Genomic DNA, 16,109 nt, shown 5'->3' on the forward strand with positions numbered 1-16,109 from the left:
TTGTCAAATGAAAACAGCAGCTTTATGATGCTTATGTCTTATTTATATTACAAATAAAAAGGTTAGCTCGGTGGAATTAGCAGATAACGAATATGACTTACTAGTCATCGGTGGCGGTGTAAACGGCACTGGAATAGCAGCTGATGCAGCTGGCAGAGGGTTAAAGGTTCTATTGTGCGAACAATCAGACCTTGCCTGTGCAACTTCTTCAAACAGTTCTAAGCTGATCCACGGCGGTCTGCGCTACCTTGAGCACTACGAATTTAGATTAGTAAAAGAGGCCTTAGCAGAGCGTGAAGTGCTACTTAAAAACGCACCTCATATTATGTGGCCGCTAACCTTTAGATTGCCGCATCAAAAACACCTGCGCCCTGCTTGGATGATTCGTATTGGCTTGTTCATGTATGACAACCTAGCAAAACGCGAAACACTAGCGGGTTCTCGAAGCATTAAATTTGGTGAAAATAGCGTTTTAGAACCCTCTATTACTAAAGGTTTTGAATACTCAGATGGCTGGGTTGATGACTCTCGCCTAGTCGTTTTAAACGCCCTAGCAGCGCAGCAAAAAGGCGCCGTTATTACCACGCAAACTAAGTGTGTAAATGCTAAACGTGAGCAAGGTAAATGGCAGGTAACGCTTGAGCAGCAAAAGAGTAAAGCTAAATACACCATTTCTGCCAAAGGGATTGTTAATGCTGCGGGTCCTTGGGTAGCTAAATTATTTGACGAAGCACTAACAGAAAAATCACCACAAAATATTCGCCTTGTAAAAGGTAGCCACATTGTAGTGCCTCGTATTCACGATGAAAAACAAGCTTATATTTTACAAAATAAAGATCAGCGTATTGTGTTTGTTATTCCGTTTGAAGATGACTTCTCACTTATTGGCACAACCGATGTAGAACACAAAGGTGAAGCACAAGACGTTAAAATTAGTGATGAAGAAATTGATTACTTAATTGATATTACTAATACCTACTTTAAACAACCGATTAAACGCGAAGACATAGTACATACCTTTTCTGGTGTACGCCCATTACTTGATGACGAATCAGTTAATGCACAAGCCGTTACTCGCGATTATAAATTAGAGCTTTCGAGTGATGCTAAACAAACACCTCTACTGAGTGTGTTTGGCGGAAAAATTACAACTTATCGCAAACTTGCCGAAGCTGCGGTTAATAAGCTTGAAGATTTTTATCCGCAAATGAGCAATGCGTGGACCAAACATAGTCCGCTCCCTGGTGGTGATTTTAGCTCTGTAGAAGCACTTAAATCAGAGCTAAAAGCAAAATACGAATGGCTACCTGAAATAACACTTAAACGTTTTGTACGCACTTATGGTACTCGTGCTAAACATATATTAGGTAGTGCAACTGGGTTGAGTGATTTAGGCCAAGATTTTGGCCATGGTTTATTTGCAGCAGAAGTAGATTACTTGCTAAATGAAGAGTGGGCAGAAAACGCATACAATATTTTATGGCGCCGCAGTAAATTAGGACTACGTTTTAATGAGGCGCAAGTTGCTGCGCTTAATGATTATATTGAGCATAACCAAGCAGCTAAAAGCGCTTAATTATTCAGTTATAATAGCTTCCTGCTAACCCCTTTATAATTTAACCGTTATAAAGGGGTTTATTTTTTTGACTCTAAATTAAATAAATAATTAAAGCCGCTAAGCGTCGCTGTTTTAATATCAAACTCAACACACTTCACACCTATTTGGTTAAGCGCCGTAGTAAAACACTTATTCAGCTGCTTTGTGCCAATCACCACAACTTGTGTATCACTTAATAATTGCCATTCACTAGCGTGGCGAGCTGCTCGTACATCGCTGCCAATTAATACACCCGACAAATAGGCTTTAGCTTGTACTGGCGTTAACTCCTTTGAAAGCTGGCGGGTACGCACACTAAAAATACCATGTGCCAAGTTACCGCTATCACTACCTAAAGTTAGCTCACAGCCTTGCTCAAATGCTTTAAAGTCAAACTCACCTTCTGCGCAGTCGTTAGGAATTAAAACACTTTGATGACATAACAAATCATATAACTCACCGGTCATGGCTGTTTTAAAGCAAATGATTTCGCCATTGTTTATAAGCACCCATTTGGTATGTGTGCCAGGCAAACAGAGTAATATTTTACCTTGTTGATACTGTGGATTTTGCTTTAAAAACCCTAAAATTTGCAGCTCTTCGCCACGCATTACATCAAACAAGCCATTTTGCAGCGTACACTTTGTGCCAGGTAACGCTTTAATAATATGTCCATCGCAATCAAAGCTAACAGCAGCATTAAGTAACCCTTCGGGATTAATCGGGCATTCTAAATAAGGCGTTTCGTGCCAGCCGATGCTTGAGGTAATTTGCCCAGCAATATATATAGGTAAGCTGCCATACTCTTGCTTCCACACTGCAATGGTGTCGATTAGGGTTTGCTCAAAATTTTGATTTGCCTTAACAACACCAGGGCCATCACGTTGTGCTAATAGTTCAAGTGTTGATTGCGCTCGTACTTCGCACAAATAAGCGCGTAAATGGCTCGTGCCCCAGTCAACAGCAATAAAAAGAGATGAAGTAGCCAAGCTTTAAAGCCTCCCACCGTCAATTTTAATACTTTGCCCGGTGATCATACTGCTTTCATCGGCGGCTAAAAAGAGTGCCAAATTAGCAACATCTTCAGGAGTTACTAATTTTTTAAGTGCCATGGCTTCCATCCACTTAACTTGCTCTTCTTCGGTAAACCAGCTTGCTAGTTGACGGTCGGTAGCCACCCACCCTGGTAAAATAGCGTTAACGCGAATACCAAACTCGCCGTAATCGCGAGCCAGTGCCTTAGTCATACCTATTAGGCCTGCTTTTGCGGTTACATAGCCTGCCATTTGAGGTTGCCCCATAATAGCGTTAATAGAACTAAAGTTAATGATACTGCCCGCTCCATCGCCCTTCATAAAAGACATAGCAACTTGAGAGGCAAAAAATGCAGGGTTTAAGTTTATTTGTAAGCACTGATCCCAGTCTTGCACTGTAACGTCTTCGCTTGCTTGACGGCGATCGTTCGCTACATTATTAACTAGTACATTAATGGCACCAAAAGCGGCGCATGCATCCACAAGTGATTGCTGAAGTGCATGAGAGTCAGTTACATCAACTTGCCTATACCATAGTTTTGCATTGGGTAAATCACGAATAAGCGATTGCGCTGCCTTATCATCAATATCTATAAATGCTACTTTTGCATTTTGGTTTACAAAGGATTTAACCATTGCTCTACCAATGCCTGATGCACCGCCTGTAATAAAAATAACTTTACCAGAAAGACTATGATATTGAGCTAGGGTGTTCAAATTCAACTCTCCATACAGCGCATTTTCAATTTTAATTAAACCCTTTATAAACTTACATTTACAGTATAAAGAGCCAAACTAAGTTGTTATTGCTGTGCTAAAATATTTAACTAATTAAAAGTTTATATCATATCCTTAAGTACATTAATATGATATATGATATATAATAAAGCAATATATCAACTCGGAATCCTGCGCAATGAAAAGCCAACCCCGTCAAAATTTAACACAACAACTAACCCACGATTTGGGTTTTGCTATTGTGCGTGGTGTTTACCCTGTAAGCGAAGGCCTGCCTTCTGAAGCCGATTTATGTATAAAGTATGATGTAAGTCGCAGCGCTACCCGCGAAGCGGTAAAAATGCTCTCTGCTAAAGGGTTAATTTCATCGCGTCCTAAGCAAGGTATTCGTGTATTACCTGAAAGTAGCTGGAACATGTTTGATACCGACGTACTACGTTGGATTTTAAGCAGTAAGCCATCACTGTCGTTATTAAAAGAGTTTACTCAAGTACGCGTAGCCCTTGAACCACAAGCGGCCGCTCTTGCTGCGCTAAATGCAACTGCTGAACAACTCGCTGATATAGATAGTGCCTTAGCCCGTATGGCTGAAGCAGACGAAGGCTTAGACGACCCACTAGAAGCCGACATTGCTTTTCATACCAGCATATTAGTTGCCAGTAATAATCGCTTTTTTGTGCAGTTAACTGAGTTTATTAGTACAGCTCTTAGAGTAAGTATTCGTTATACAAACCACATTAAAGGTGTACCGGGCGCAGATGTTGCTAAGCACGCTGATATTTTAGAGACCATAAAGTCACGCGACCCTGAGCGCGCTAAAAAAGCAGTAGAAACAATTTTAGAAGAAGCACTACAGTTAATTGAATCTAAATTAGTGTAATGTTAGTTCAACATATTATATAAATATTGAGTCCATAGAATTTACTCTTTGCAGTATATTTTATGGACTTTTTTATTGCCTATAAAACTTAAATTACAGGCATTAAAAAATCCGATATCAGTCTCCTGATATCGGATTTTTAATTATTTAAATCAGCTAAATAACTCGGGTTATTAACTAAGATAAAACGCCTTTTTACAGGCTAGAATTACAATCCTAATTTCTTCTCAAGATAGTGGATGTTAGTACCACCATTTTGGAAGTTTTCATCTGCAAGAATTCTCTTATGCAAAGGAGTATTAGTTTTAATTCCGTCAATTACTAGCTCGTTAAGTGCATTGCGCGCGCGGGCAATAGCTACGTCACGGTTTTCACCGTAAGTGATTAACTTACCAATCATTGAATCGTAATGTGGTGGAACCGTATAGTCAGCGTAAATATGGCTGTCCCAACGAATACCTAAGCCACCAGCAGGATGGAAACGTGTAATTTTACCCGGTGAAGGGATAAACGTTTCAGGGTCTTCAGCATTAATACGACACTCAATAGCATGACCACGAATAACAACGTCGTCTTGCGTGAATGATAATGGTTGACCCGCAGCAATTTTTAACTGCTCTTTGATTAAATCAATACCAGTAACCATTTCAGTTACAGGGTGTTCAACCTGAATACGTGTATTCATTTCGATGAAGTAAAACTCGCCGTTTTCGTATAAAAACTCAAACGTACCTGCACCGCGGTAACCGATTTCGATACATGCACGTGTACAGCGTTCACCAATAAATTTACGTGTTTCTGCAGTAATACCTGGCGCTGGTGCTTCTTCAACTACTTTTTGGTGACGACGTTGCATAGAACAATCACGTTCACCTAAATGTACTGCATTACCTTGGCCATCTGCTAATACTTGAACTTCGATATGGCGTGGGTTTTCAAGGAATTTCTCCATGTACACCATGCTATTACCAAAGAACTGCTTAGCTTCTTGCTGTGTTAATGCAATTGAATCAATAAGTTCAGATTCGCTACGAACAACACGCATACCACGACCACCACCGCCACCAGCGGCTTTGATGATTACCGGGTAACCGATTCGTTTAGCGATTTGCATGTTACGTTCTTTATCATCTGATACCGGACCATCAGACCCTGGTACACATGGAACGCCTGCTTTACGCATTGCTGAAATAGCAGAAACTTTATCACCCATAAGGCGAATAGTGTCACCTTTTGGACCAATAAATACAAAACCACTTTGCTCAACTTGGTCGGCAAAATCAGCGTTTTCTGCAAGGAAACCGTAACCTGGATGAATCGCTACAGCGTCAGTTATTTCAGCCGCAGCAATAATGCGCGGGATATCTAAATAACTTTCAGTTGCTGATGGTCTACCAATACAGATGGTTTCATCTGCAAGCAATACATGCTTAAGATCGCGATCCGCCGTTGAATGCACAGCAACCGTTTTGATCCCAAGCTCTTTGCAGGCGCGCAATATACGAAGTGCAATTTCACCTCGGTTTGCAATGACTACTTTATCTAACATTAGAGTTGGCCTTTTAGGTTACGCTATTATTCAATGATGAATAGAGGTTGATCAAATTCTATTGGCTCGCCATTTTCAGCTAAGATAGCTCTTACTGTACCGGCTTTATCTGACTCAATTTGGTTCATCATTTTCATAGCTTCGATAATACAAAGCGTATCGCCAACTTTAACTTGCTGACCAACTTCTACATACGCTGGAGCTTCAGGAGACGCTGCTGCATAGAAAGATCCAACCATTGGTGATTTAACTTGATGGCCAGTAGGTTCTGCTGGAGCTGCTGCTTCAACTGCTACAGGAGCTGCTGCAACTGGAGCTGGGGCTGCTGGCGCCGGTGCATATTGCTGTGGAGCAAATTGCGGGTAACCAGGGCCTGCGCTCATGTTGTTACGGTTAATACGTACTGATTCTTCACCTTCAGTGATTTCTAGCTCAGCAATACCTGATTCTTCTACTAATTCGATAAGCTTCTTTATCTTGCGAATATCCATTACACGACCCGCCTATTTGTTTGTGTGTTAATTTAAAATTAAATCGAGTTTTTCAACCGGCTCACAGCGGCATTTAATGCTGCGTGGTAACCCATTGCACCTAATCCACATATCACGCCTTGTGCCACATCAGAAAAATACGAATGATGACGAAAGGCTTCACGTGCGTGCACATTACTTAAGTGCACTTCAAAAAACGGAATATCAACACTTAGCAATGCATCACGTAATGCAACGCTTGTATGCGTAAATGCAGCAGGGTTAATTATTATGTAATCAACCGCTTGCCAAGCACTGTGTATTCGCTCAATGAGGGCTTGCTCACTATTACTTTGAAAATGTGCTAACTCAACATCTAGACTATCAGCGGCACTGGTTAGTTCGCTCATAATTTCACTTAGCGTTTGAAAACCGTATTTATCCGGTTCACGCTTGCCAAGCATGTTCAAATTTGGACCATTTATAACTAAAAGGTTAAATTTTGCAGCCATAATACGCGATATATCCTATAAGTAATGAGTTAAGCGGTTGCTAAGTAGTTTTTCGCTTTTAAGTAAGCAGAAAAAAGTAATGTAGCAACAAATTCTCACGTTAACCAACTATTATAGTGATTTCGATGTAAATAGCAGCAAAATACTGGTCCAATCTCTATTTTGGGAACAAATAACTAGGAGGGAGTCGTAAGCCACTTGGTATATCCAAGTGGCTCTATTGCACTATTATTGTGCGCTGGCGCGCACTGTAGCAAGGTGTTTAGCAAAATCTTCTGCGTTTAAAAAGCCGGTTACACGTTGTGTAGTTAGCTCTTTACCTTGGGTGTTAAAAAACAAAATACTAGGTAAACCAAACACGGTGTACTCTTCCATTAACTCAATTGTTTTATTGTCACTGTTAGTTAAATCAACTTGAATTAGCTGATAATGGCTAAATTCACTTTGCACTTTGGCATCTGGAAACGTGTAATGCTCAAACTCTTTACACGCCACACACCAGTCAGCATATAAGTCGACCATAACCATTCGACCTTCATTATTCGCTTGCGCTACGGCTTCTTTTAGCTCAGCTAAATCCGCCACCTTTTTAAACTCATTACTTTGTGAGCTTACTTGCGCAGCTTGTACTGGCCAAAAGTAGTTTTTAGTTAACGTAAAACCAGTCATAACTAATAGCGTTGCAGCAAACCATAATACAGTTTTTAACTTGCTTTGTGTTTGGCTACTTTGCCAGTGATGTAGGTAAAGTGCCGTTGCTAATGCAAGCACACCAGCCATTAATAATATAATGTCGGCGCTTACTAGTCGCTCAAGTAATATAAGCGGCACAACAAGCATTACAAAGCCAAACAAAGTTTTAACTTGCTCCATCCAACCACCGGCTTTAGGCAGTAATTTACCACCAGATGTACCAAGTAATAAAAGTGGTAACCCCATACCTAAACTAAGCACGTATAGCGTTAAACCACCTACTAAGTAATCACCACTTTGCGCTACAAATAAGAGCGCTGCCGACAGTGGCGCAGTAGTACACGGTGATGCTATTAATCCCGACAGTACGCCCATTAAAAATACGCCAACGTAGTTGCCGCCTTTTTGGTTGTTACTTACCTGAGTTAGCTTGCTCATCATACTGCTTGGCAGTTTTATTTCGTACCAACCAAACATCGACATAGCCAATAATACAAATAGTAAACTAAAGCTAACTAGTACAAATGGATGCTGTAAATACCCCTGAACTTGCCCACCAAGCGCCGCAACAACTAAACCAAGCGCTGCATAGGTAACTGCCATACCTTGTATATATACAAACGACAACGCAAACGCTTTTTTAGTTGAAAGGTTTTGCTGACCCGCAATTAAGCTCGACAAAATAGGAAACATAGGGAATACGCAGGGCGTAAAAGCAAGGCCTACACCAACAACAAAAAATATGAGTAAATTAGTTATTAAGCCCTGACTTGCTAACTGTTCAGTAAAAGTAAGCTCTTTTTCGGCATCATCCGAATTTGTTGGAGGTTCAGTAGTTGGCTCGTTGAGTGCTGCAAGTGTACTTTGCGCAGTTGCCGCTTCATCGGTGGCGCTATTTTGATCTACATTTTTAATCTGTGCGCCACTAATAACACTAAGTGGGATGCTAATTACTTCTGGTGGATAGCAAAGCCCTGCTTTTGCACAGCCTTGGTAACGAACTTTAACCACGGCGCCTTCGGTTACATTACTTAGCTTACTAATAACACTCGCGGAGTTAAAAAAAACCTCTGTTTTACCAAAAAATTCATCTTCAATAATTTCGCCACTGCCAGAGTCGCCTACTTGAATGTTTGCACCTTTGGCGATAATTTCTATTTTCTTTTTATATAAATAATAGTCTGGTGCTATATCCCAACCTACAAACAAGGTACTGCCTTGTTGGTCAAAATCAAAAACAAACGCTTGGTCTACAGATAAAAAAGTCTGTTGCGGAGGCCCAAGTAGATCACCAAGCACATTATTAGTCGCAGCCTTTACGGGTACGGTTAATAATGTAACCAACAATAAAAAGAAAAAACGCATTAATTCAGTACCTCGTCCATCCAATTAAAATATGCCAAATTACCAGTTGAAACTTCTACAACCTGAATCTCCGGCACTTCGTAGCTATGTAGATCTTTTATTGTTAAAAATACATCGTTCATTTTATCTGCTTTTGTTTTTATAAGTAGCTTGGCTTCAGTTGCTTCTGCTACTTCGCCCTCCCACATATAAATAGAGCCCATGTTAGGTAAAATATTTACACAAGCTGCTAGCTTTTTTTCTACCAACGCCCTTGCTAGGCTGCGTGCTTCTGCTTCGTCTTTGCAGGTCGTAAAAATCATTTTAAAATGCGTAGTCATTATGAACCTATTCTTATTGGACAGTGTCTAGCTTCATAGTATCTGATAGCCGATACAATGTGTAGACGCTTAAATATCAGTAAAATGACTATACCTATGCCCTAACCTTGAAAAGAGACCTAGTCACCCTCATTTATATTTCATCAACTCTTTTGAGTGTCATTATTTAGAGAGCGCTATGTTTAGATTTTTATTTGTGTTGTTTATCATCATCCCTATTATCGAAATCGCCTTACTGATTCAAGTAAGCGATGTGATTGGCGGATTTGCAACAATTGCACTTGTTGTTATTACCGCGATTTTAGGTGCCAAAATGGTTAAAACACAAGGTATGGGTGCGCTGCAAAACGTACAAGCGCAAATGGCGCAAGGGCAAATGCCAGCCAAAGAATTATTTACCGGAATATGCGTTGTAATTGCAGGGGTATTATTACTTACTCCTGGCATTATGACCGACGTGTTTGGGTTACTATTATTAACGCCTGCAATTCGTAACAAACTGGCCGCAGGCCTTGCTAGCCAAGCAACTGTTAGAATGAGCGCAGGTAGGCAACAAGGGCCATCGCCGTTTGCTGGGCAGCAACATGCTGAACGAGAGCAAGGGCAAATGGAACGACCAACGACTATTGATGGCGAATATGAGCGAAAAGATTAAAAATTTATCATTTTTTCTCTTGGAATTTTACACTCTACCCCCATTAATGAATGCAAATTAGAAAAGCTTTTTTCTGTACTGTTCAGAAACTGTTAGGAGAACTAAAAAACATGAACATTCGTCCTTTACAAGATCGCGTAATCGTTAAACGTCTAGAAGAAGAAACAAAATCTGCTGGCGGTATTGTATTAACTGGCTCTGCAGCTGAAAAATCAACTCGCGGAGAAGTTGTAGCCGTAGGTAATGGTCGCGTTTTAGATAACGGTGACGTGAGAGCGTTAGAAGTTAAAGCCGGTGACACTGTGTTATTTGGCTCATATGTTGAAAAAGTTGAAAAGATCGAAGGTCAAGAGTACCTGATCATGCGTGAAGATAATATTTTAGGCATTGTAGGCTAAACCTACTTTTCGTTTATAAACATTTAAGAATTTAGAGGAATTTAAAACATGGCAGCAAAAGAAGTACTTTTTGCAGGTGACGCACGCGCTAAAATGCTAACTGGCGTAAACATCCTGGCAAACGCAGTAAAAGTTACATTAGGTCCTAAAGGCCGTAACGTTGTACTAGACAAATCATTTGGCTCTCCAGTTATCACTAAAGATGGTGTATCTGTAGCAAAAGAAATCGAACTTGAAGACAAGTTTGAGAACATGGGCGCACAAATGGTTAAAGAAGTTGCATCTAAAGCAAATGATGCAGCCGGCGATGGTACAACTACCGCTACAGTACTTGCACAGTCTATTGTAAATGAAGGCCTTAAAGCTGTTGCAGCAGGCATGAATCCAATGGATCTTAAGCGCGGCATCGACAAAGCAGTTATTGCTGCTGTTGCAGAGCTTAAAGCGTTATCTGTTCCTTGTTCTGATACTAAAGCAATTGCACAAGTAGGTACTATTTCAGCTAACTCTGATCAAGAGATTGGTAATATCATTGCTCAAGCAATGGAAAAAGTAGGCCGCAACAGTGGTGTTATTACTGTAGAAGAAGGTCAATCACTTGAAAACGAACTAGATGTTGTTGAAGGCATGCAGTTTGACCGTGGTTACTTATCTCCTTACTTTATCAACAGCCCAGAAAAAGGCACTGTTGAGCTAGATAACCCATTTATTCTACTTGTAGATAAAAAAATATCTAACATCCGTGAATTATTACCAACATTAGAAGCGGTTGCTAAAGCAAGTAAACCACTACTAATCATTGCAGAAGACCTTGAAGGCGAAGCACTAGCTACATTAGTAGTTAATAATATGCGCGGTATTGTTAAAGTATCAGCGGTTAAAGCACCTGGCTTTGGCGATCGCCGTAAAGCAATGCTACAAGATATCGCTGTATTGACTGGCGGTACTGTTATTTCTGAAGAAATCGGCTTAGAGCTTGAAAAAGCAACAGTTGAAGACCTAGGTACAGCTAAACGCGTAATTATCACTAAAGATGATACAACTATCATTGATGGTGCTGGTGAAGAAGCAGGTATTACTGGTCGTGTTTCTCAAATTAAAGCACAAATTGAAGAAGCAACATCAGACTACGATAAAGAAAAACTTCAAGAGCGCATGGCTAAGCTAGCTGGCGGTGTTGCAGTAATCAAAGTAGGTGCTGCTACTGAAATCGAAATGAAAGAGAAAAAAGACCGCGTTGAAGATGCATTAAATGCAACTCGTGCAGCGGTTGAAGAAGGCGTAGTACCTGGCGGCGGTGTTGCACTTGTACGTGCTGCTAGCAAGCTAGTTGATTTAGTTGGCGACAACGAAGATCAAAACCACGGTATTAAAGTTGCACTTCGTGCGATGGAAGCACCACTTCGTCAAATCGTAACTAACGCAGGCGACGAAGCATCAGTTGTAATTAACGCAGTTAAAGGCGGCGATGGTAACTACGGTTACAACGCAGCAACTGGCGAATACAACGACATGATTGAAATGGGTATCCTAGATCCAACTAAAGTAACACGCTCTGCGCTACAGTTTGCAGGGTCTATTGCGGGTCTAATGATCACTACTGAAGCAATGGTAGCTGAAATCCCTAAAGACGAATCTGCTGGTGCACCTGATATGGGTGGCATGGGCGGAATGGGTGGTATGGGCGGCATGATGTAATCATCCCCTAAACACCTAGCCCAAATAAAAACCCAGCTTCGGCTGGGTTTTTAGCTATTGGGCACAAATAAAGTAAAAGCCACAGGTGTGGCTAATTAATAAAATGACTTCGCGTATCCCTTTGCTTCTTAAATGCATGCCAAGCCATACTCAGAGTTAATTTTATTTATTAAAAATTATTAAGGATATTAAGATGAATAAAAAACCTGAACTAATCATCTCATCACTCGATGCAGATAGATTGTATGACTTAATGGAATCATTGCCTGCAGGTAGCTTTGCTAATAAAGAAGAATTGGAAGCTGAACTGGCACGAGCGACAATAGTCGAACCTAAAGATATGCCATCGTCAGTTGTAACAATGAACTCAACTGTAAACTTTATTGTTGAGTCTTCTAAAGAAGAATTTACGTTAACCTTAGTGTACCCAAAAAACAGTGACTCTAGCGGCGATAAAATATCGATATTATCCCCCGTTGGTAGCGCATTACTTGGACTAAACCAAGGCGACGAAATTGAGTGGCCTAAACCGAGTGGCTTAATAAAGGTAAAAATAAAAGAAGTAACCTATCAACCAGAACGTGCTGGCGAATTACACAGATAAACATTTTATGCATTTAACGCTAAAACTCGACTTAAAGTAAACCCAGCCTCGGCTGGGTTTTGCTTTTTATTATAAACCAGATTGTTACTGTTTAATTTATACCTATAAATAAGCTACATACTGCGAGCATATACCTTACTTGATCGTTTACTAAATATGATAAAAAGTACATTTATTTAATAGTACGGAGTAAACCAAACATGACTAACGTTCAACAGCATATAAGCGGCATTGCATTAGTTGTTAAGGACTACGACGATGCCATTGAATTTTATACTCAAAAGCTCAACTTTGAGTTAGTCGAGGATACTGATTTAGGAGATGGTAAACGCTGGGTATTAATTTCACCTCCAAATTCAAACGGGGCTTGTTCAAACAGAGCTAATTCGAGCAGGACTAATCTACTGCTTGCTAAAGCCACAACGCCCGAACAAATTAGCGCTATTGGTAATCAAACGGGTGGTCGCGTGTTTTTATTTTTGCATACTAATGATTTCTGGCGAGATTATAATTTAATGCTTTCTAAAGGCGTTACATTTAACGAAGAGCCTAGAGTAGAACCCTATGGCACCGTAGTGGTTTTTGAAGACCTATATGGTACAAAATGGGATTTATTACAGCTTAATAATTAGTTATGTAAAGTGACGCTTAAACTCACGTCACTTTATTAACTAACTCTCTTACAATTGGGAATAGATCACTGGGTAGCATTCCCCTTTGCCCGTCTCGCTCACTTGCGATATCACCGGCTTTAGCGTGCAGTGTTACGCCATAGCGTGCTGCTTCATCAATATTTAAACCTTGAGCAAGTAATGCCCCAATAATACCAGTGAGTACGTCGCCACTGCCGCCAACTGCCAGTGCTGGGTTGCCATCTTCACATACCCACGTGTGCTGGGCATTAGCTATTAATGTTCCAGCGCCTTTTAATACACAAGTCGCGTTATAGCGCTTGGCGCAAAGGCGGGCATAATTAAAGCGGTCTGATTCTATGTCGCTGGTGCTCACACTTAGCAGTCGCGAAGCTTCGCCTGGATGTGGCGTCAAAACGCATTGATCTAACATATATGATGAAGCTTGCTTAGCGAGTAAATTAAGGGCATCTGCATCTATAACCAATAGCATTTTATTGTTTTGGCAATATTGCATTACTTCATCGAATGTTTGTTGTGCCCACTCATCTTGCCCAAGCCCTGGGCCAATAACAACGCAGCTTGCCCACTCTAGCGCTTGATGTAAGTTATTACTGCTTACCATAAGTTCTGGTCTGCCAATACTAATAGGCGTTATTGAGCTTTCGTGTGTATACACCCTTACCATGCCAGCACCCGTTCTAAGTGCTGCTTCACTACTTAATCTAATTGCACCTGCAGTACCTTGATTACCACCAACACATAAAAGCTTACCATGGCTGCCTTTGTGACTATTGATTGCCCGCGTGGCAATTCCTTTAAAGCTATTAATATTTATCAAGGTACCTGATGATTGAGCTATACAAGTAAACGCATCGCCAATTGCTAAATCATCAAAAACTAACTTACCGCTATGTTGTTTACCTGCCGTCGTTGTGAGCCCTTGCTTTATACCTACAAAAGTAACGGTTGAAGTAGCTTGTACTGCGCACCCTAAAGGCTGTCCTGTATTTGCTTCAATGCCTGATGGAATATCAATGCTTATTACGGGCTTACCACTGTTATTTACAGCGTTAATTATATTCGCAAAATTATCGCGCACGGCGCTATTAAGCCCAGTACCAAGGAGCGCATCAATAACGATATCGCACTCATTAAGAGCATCTTTTGTAAAATGAGAAACCACCCCACCCGCTTCTATCCATAGCTGCTGCGCTTTTGCAGCATCACCTTTTAATGTTTTTTCGGGTTCAGCAGCGCATACTGTTACCTTTTTACCTGATTGCATAATAAGCCTAGCTACAACGTAACCGTCTCCAGCATTGTTACCATGGCCAACAATGACTAATGTATGCTGCGCATCAAATAACTGCCATTGCTTATATACAGCCTCTCCTGCCCGCTGCATTAGGGTAAATAAATCGCAATGACTATTTTTAGCCGCTAAAGCTTCATTATCTCTTACTTGTTGTGCGGTAAATAAGGTTTTATTAAGCATAAAGGCTCCTTTAATAGGTGATAGTTCACCTTATCAAATACTTATATCTAGCGGCTAGTTCTGTTGGCAATTTTAAATTGCAATTTTATTTAAAGTCTAACACTGCCACTTCAATTTAAGCATGGCTCACTTGAGCACGTCTAACTTGAGCAAGGTGAGCTAATTAAAGTACAATGCAGTTAATTAAAGGCTTGGTTTACTTGTAATCCAAGCCTGTTTATTTTTAGGTAGAGAAAAGCATGGCACAAACTCGCGGTAACTTATTTATTTTATCAGCCCCTTCAGGTGCTGGTAAATCAAGCTTAATCAATGCGTTATTAAAAAAACACGCTGATATGAAAGTATCTGTATCACATACAACTCGCGCCCCTCGCCCAGGCGAAGAAAATGGTGTGCATTATCACTTTGCATCTACAGATGAGTTTAAAGCGCTTATTGCCAAAGATGACTTTTTTGAATGGGCCCAAGTGTTTGACAATTACTACGGCACATCAAAGCAGGCTATTGAGTCGCAACTTGATGCGGGTATTGATGTGTTTTTAGATATTGATTGGCAAGGCGCGCAACAAGTGCGCGAAATAATGCCAAGCGTAAAAACTATTTTTATACTACCTCCTTCAAAAGAAGAGTTAGAGCAACGCTTAAATAATCGCGGCCAAGATTCGGCTGAGGTTATTGCCTCTCGTATGGCAAAAGCACAATCTGAAACATCACATTATAACGAATACGACTATGTAATTGTTAATGATGACTTTGAGACTGCGCTTGGCGACATAGAAATGATTGTAATGGCTCAGCGCTTAACCCTAAAAGCGCAAGAAGAACGCCATCAAGTTTTACTAAATAGCCTGCTTAAATAATTTAAGTCTATTTAAATCAGGCTTAGACAAGTAAAACTGATAAAAATTGAACACTGGCTATTGGCGAAAGTGGCTGCTTGCAGTAAACTACGTCTTTGATTTAAATTATTTTTGGAGTGCTGTGATGGCCCGCGTAACAGTTGAAGATGCAGTAGATGCAGTTGGTAATCGTTTTGACTTAATTTTAGTTGCGGCTCGTCGTGCCCGCCAAATTGCTGTTGGTGGTAAAACTCCACTAGTAGACCCTGAAAACGATAAGCCAACGGTAGTTGCTTTACGTGAAATTGAACTAGGTTTAGTTGATAGCTCTTCAATGGACTTAATTGACCGTGAAGAACAACAACACCAAGAAGCAGCTGAATTAGCTGCTGTTGCTGCTATTGTTGGTGGCAACCAATAATCGACCTCCCGGTCTGATTTAGCCAACGGCGCAGTATTTCTACTATAGCCGTTGGCAATCCTCTCTTTTCATCGTATATTCGTAACTTACCTAATTTGCTTCACTAGGGCTGTTTATCTTTCGAGGTTAAATTTGCAGTAGTATGTTTGGTATTTAGGCAAGGCAGAGCCTATGTAGTGTGGTTATTCCCCATAAATAGGCGATAA

The 16,109-nt window shown here is 40.6% G+C and carries 17 protein-coding genes; 9 read left to right on the plus strand and 8 right to left on the minus strand.

The genetic code is table 11. The annotated features are described in order from the left end of the window. The first annotated feature begins 70 nt into the window (after nucleotides 1-70). Nucleotides 71-1,576: a glycerol-3-phosphate dehydrogenase gene (gene glpD / locus QMA08_RS13970; RefSeq protein WP_002958847.1), complete on the plus strand. Its 1,506-nt coding sequence runs from the start codon at nucleotides 71-73 to the stop codon at nucleotides 1,574-1,576. 59 nt (nucleotides 1,577-1,635) lie between these two features. On the opposite strand, the gene QMA08_RS13975 is transcribed toward glpD, so the two are convergent. Together QMA08_RS13975 and QMA08_RS13980 are read right to left on the minus strand one after the other, a co-directional pair. Then, nucleotides 1,636-2,586 (minus strand): 2-dehydro-3-deoxygalactonokinase, encoded by a 951-nt coding sequence (locus tag QMA08_RS13975; RefSeq protein ID WP_290174757.1) that lies wholly within the window; start codon nucleotides 2,584-2,586, stop codon nucleotides 1,636-1,638. Nucleotides 2,587-2,589: 3 nt separating this feature from the next. Then, on the minus strand, nucleotides 2,590-3,348 hold the full coding sequence (locus QMA08_RS13980; RefSeq protein WP_002958845.1) for an SDR family NAD(P)-dependent oxidoreductase: 759 nt from the start codon (nucleotides 3,346-3,348) through the stop codon (nucleotides 2,590-2,592). Nucleotides 3,349-3,547: 199 nt separating this feature from the next. On the opposite strand from QMA08_RS13980, the gene QMA08_RS13985 reads away from it, so the two are divergent. Beyond that, nucleotides 3,548-4,249 carry a FadR/GntR family transcriptional regulator gene (locus tag QMA08_RS13985; RefSeq protein ID WP_024596672.1) on the plus strand — a complete coding sequence of 234 codons (702 nt, stop codon included), beginning with the start codon at nucleotides 3,548-3,550 and terminating at the stop codon, nucleotides 4,247-4,249. 208 nt (nucleotides 4,250-4,457) lie between these two features. Here QMA08_RS13985 and accC read toward each other — a convergent pair whose 3' ends face one another. From accC to cutA, 5 genes are all read right to left on the minus strand, one after another. After that, nucleotides 4,458-5,798 (minus strand): acetyl-CoA carboxylase biotin carboxylase subunit, encoded by a 1,341-nt coding sequence (gene accC / locus QMA08_RS13990; protein ID WP_002958843.1) that lies wholly within the window; start codon nucleotides 5,796-5,798, stop codon nucleotides 4,458-4,460. Between the two features lie 26 nt (nucleotides 5,799-5,824). Beyond that, a complete protein-coding gene (gene accB / locus QMA08_RS13995) occupies nucleotides 5,825-6,289 on the minus strand; it encodes an acetyl-CoA carboxylase biotin carboxyl carrier protein (RefSeq protein ID WP_002958842.1) in 465 nt (154 codons plus the stop codon). 38 nt (nucleotides 6,290-6,327) lie between these two features. Continuing rightward, the gene (aroQ, locus tag QMA08_RS14000; RefSeq protein ID WP_002958841.1) at nucleotides 6,328-6,780 is read right to left on the minus strand and encodes a type II 3-dehydroquinate dehydratase; all 453 of its coding nucleotides are present in this window, start codon (nucleotides 6,778-6,780) and stop codon (nucleotides 6,328-6,330) included. A gap of 228 nt (nucleotides 6,781-7,008) precedes the next feature. After that, complete coding sequence (locus QMA08_RS14005) at nucleotides 7,009-8,838, minus strand: protein-disulfide reductase DsbD (protein ID WP_290174758.1); 1,830 nt, start codon at nucleotides 8,836-8,838, stop codon at nucleotides 7,009-7,011. Beyond that, nucleotides 8,838-9,158 carry a divalent-cation tolerance protein CutA gene (gene cutA, locus QMA08_RS14010; RefSeq protein WP_149601987.1) on the minus strand — a complete coding sequence of 107 codons (321 nt, stop codon included), beginning with the start codon at nucleotides 9,156-9,158 and terminating at the stop codon, nucleotides 8,838-8,840. Before cutA ends, QMA08_RS14005 begins: the two co-directional genes overlap by 1 nt. Nucleotides 9,159-9,336: 178 nt before the next feature. Between cutA and QMA08_RS14015 the strand changes: the two genes are divergently transcribed. The 5 genes from QMA08_RS14015 to QMA08_RS14035 all read left to right on the plus strand — a co-directional run bounded on the left by QMA08_RS14015 (nucleotide 9,337) and on the right by QMA08_RS14035 (nucleotide 13,145). Further along, nucleotides 9,337-9,813 carry an FxsA family protein gene (locus tag QMA08_RS14015; protein WP_002958838.1) on the plus strand — a complete coding sequence of 159 codons (477 nt, stop codon included), beginning with the start codon at nucleotides 9,337-9,339 and terminating at the stop codon, nucleotides 9,811-9,813. A 110-nt stretch (nucleotides 9,814-9,923) separates the two neighbouring features. Next, the gene (locus tag QMA08_RS14020) at nucleotides 9,924-10,211 is read left to right on the plus strand and encodes a co-chaperone GroES (protein ID WP_002958836.1); all 288 of its coding nucleotides are present in this window, start codon (nucleotides 9,924-9,926) and stop codon (nucleotides 10,209-10,211) included. A gap of 48 nt (nucleotides 10,212-10,259) precedes the next feature. Beyond that, nucleotides 10,260-11,909, plus strand: coding sequence for a chaperonin GroEL (gene groL, locus QMA08_RS14025; RefSeq protein ID WP_002958835.1), 1,650 nt, complete (start codon nucleotides 10,260-10,262; stop codon nucleotides 11,907-11,909). 193 nt (nucleotides 11,910-12,102) lie between these two features. Further along, on the plus strand, nucleotides 12,103-12,513 hold the full coding sequence (gene rnk / locus QMA08_RS14030; RefSeq protein WP_290174759.1) for a nucleoside diphosphate kinase regulator: 411 nt from the start codon (nucleotides 12,103-12,105) through the stop codon (nucleotides 12,511-12,513). Nucleotides 12,514-12,713: 200 nt separating this feature from the next. Further along, nucleotides 12,714-13,145, plus strand: coding sequence for a VOC family protein (locus tag QMA08_RS14035; RefSeq protein ID WP_182674085.1), 432 nt, complete (start codon nucleotides 12,714-12,716; stop codon nucleotides 13,143-13,145). Nucleotides 13,146-13,167: 22 nt separating this feature from the next. On the opposite strand, the gene QMA08_RS14040 is transcribed toward QMA08_RS14035, so the two are convergent. After that, nucleotides 13,168-14,643: an NAD(P)H-hydrate dehydratase gene (locus QMA08_RS14040; protein ID WP_290174760.1), complete on the minus strand. Its 1,476-nt coding sequence runs from the start codon at nucleotides 14,641-14,643 to the stop codon at nucleotides 13,168-13,170. A gap of 239 nt (nucleotides 14,644-14,882) precedes the next feature. Between QMA08_RS14040 and gmk the strand changes: the two genes are divergently transcribed. Together gmk and rpoZ are read left to right on the plus strand one after the other, a co-directional pair. Then, on the plus strand, nucleotides 14,883-15,503 hold the full coding sequence (gmk, locus tag QMA08_RS14045) for a guanylate kinase (protein ID WP_002958830.1): 621 nt from the start codon (nucleotides 14,883-14,885) through the stop codon (nucleotides 15,501-15,503). A 124-nt stretch (nucleotides 15,504-15,627) separates the two neighbouring features. Next, a complete protein-coding gene (gene rpoZ / locus QMA08_RS14050; RefSeq protein ID WP_002958829.1) occupies nucleotides 15,628-15,903 on the plus strand; it encodes a DNA-directed RNA polymerase subunit omega in 276 nt (91 codons plus the stop codon). The last annotated feature ends 206 nt before the right edge of the window (nucleotides 15,904-16,109 follow it).

Origin of the sequence: Pseudoalteromonas sp. APC 3355, assembly GCF_030407615.1 — a bacterium.
GTDB classification, from domain to species: Bacteria; Pseudomonadota; Gammaproteobacteria; order Enterobacterales; family Alteromonadaceae; genus Pseudoalteromonas; species Pseudoalteromonas distincta.

What these genes read in the sequence shown, in the direction of transcription:
- QMA08_RS13985 (WP_024596672.1), top strand. Translation starts at nt 3,548, where the DNA reads ATGAAAAGCCAACCCCGTCAAAATTTAACACAACAACTAACCCACGAT.
- accC (WP_002958843.1), bottom strand. Translation starts at nt 5,798, where the DNA reads ATGTTAGATAAAGTAGTCATTGCAAACCGAGGTGAAATTGCACTTCGT.
- accB (WP_002958842.1), bottom strand. Translation starts at nt 6,289, where the DNA reads ATGGATATTCGCAAGATAAAGAAGCTTATCGAATTAGTAGAAGAATCA.
- aroQ (WP_002958841.1), bottom strand. Translation starts at nt 6,780, where the DNA reads ATGGCTGCAAAATTTAACCTTTTAGTTATAAATGGTCCAAATTTGAAC.
- QMA08_RS14005 (WP_290174758.1), bottom strand. Translation starts at nt 8,838, where the DNA reads ATGCGTTTTTTCTTTTTATTGTTGGTTACATTATTAACCGTACCCGTA.
- cutA (WP_149601987.1), bottom strand. Translation starts at nt 9,158, where the DNA reads ATGACTACGCATTTTAAAATGATTTTTACGACCTGCAAAGACGAAGCA.
- QMA08_RS14015 (WP_002958838.1), top strand. Translation starts at nt 9,337, where the DNA reads ATGTTTAGATTTTTATTTGTGTTGTTTATCATCATCCCTATTATCGAA.
- QMA08_RS14020 (WP_002958836.1), top strand. Translation starts at nt 9,924, where the DNA reads ATGAACATTCGTCCTTTACAAGATCGCGTAATCGTTAAACGTCTAGAA.
- groL (WP_002958835.1), top strand. Translation starts at nt 10,260, where the DNA reads ATGGCAGCAAAAGAAGTACTTTTTGCAGGTGACGCACGCGCTAAAATG.
- rnk (WP_290174759.1), top strand. Translation starts at nt 12,103, where the DNA reads ATGAATAAAAAACCTGAACTAATCATCTCATCACTCGATGCAGATAGA.
- QMA08_RS14035 (WP_182674085.1), top strand. Translation starts at nt 12,714, where the DNA reads ATGACTAACGTTCAACAGCATATAAGCGGCATTGCATTAGTTGTTAAG.
- QMA08_RS14040 (WP_290174760.1), bottom strand. Translation starts at nt 14,643, where the DNA reads ATGCTTAATAAAACCTTATTTACCGCACAACAAGTAAGAGATAATGAA.
- gmk (WP_002958830.1), top strand. Translation starts at nt 14,883, where the DNA reads ATGGCACAAACTCGCGGTAACTTATTTATTTTATCAGCCCCTTCAGGT.
- rpoZ (WP_002958829.1), top strand. Translation starts at nt 15,628, where the DNA reads ATGGCCCGCGTAACAGTTGAAGATGCAGTAGATGCAGTTGGTAATCGT.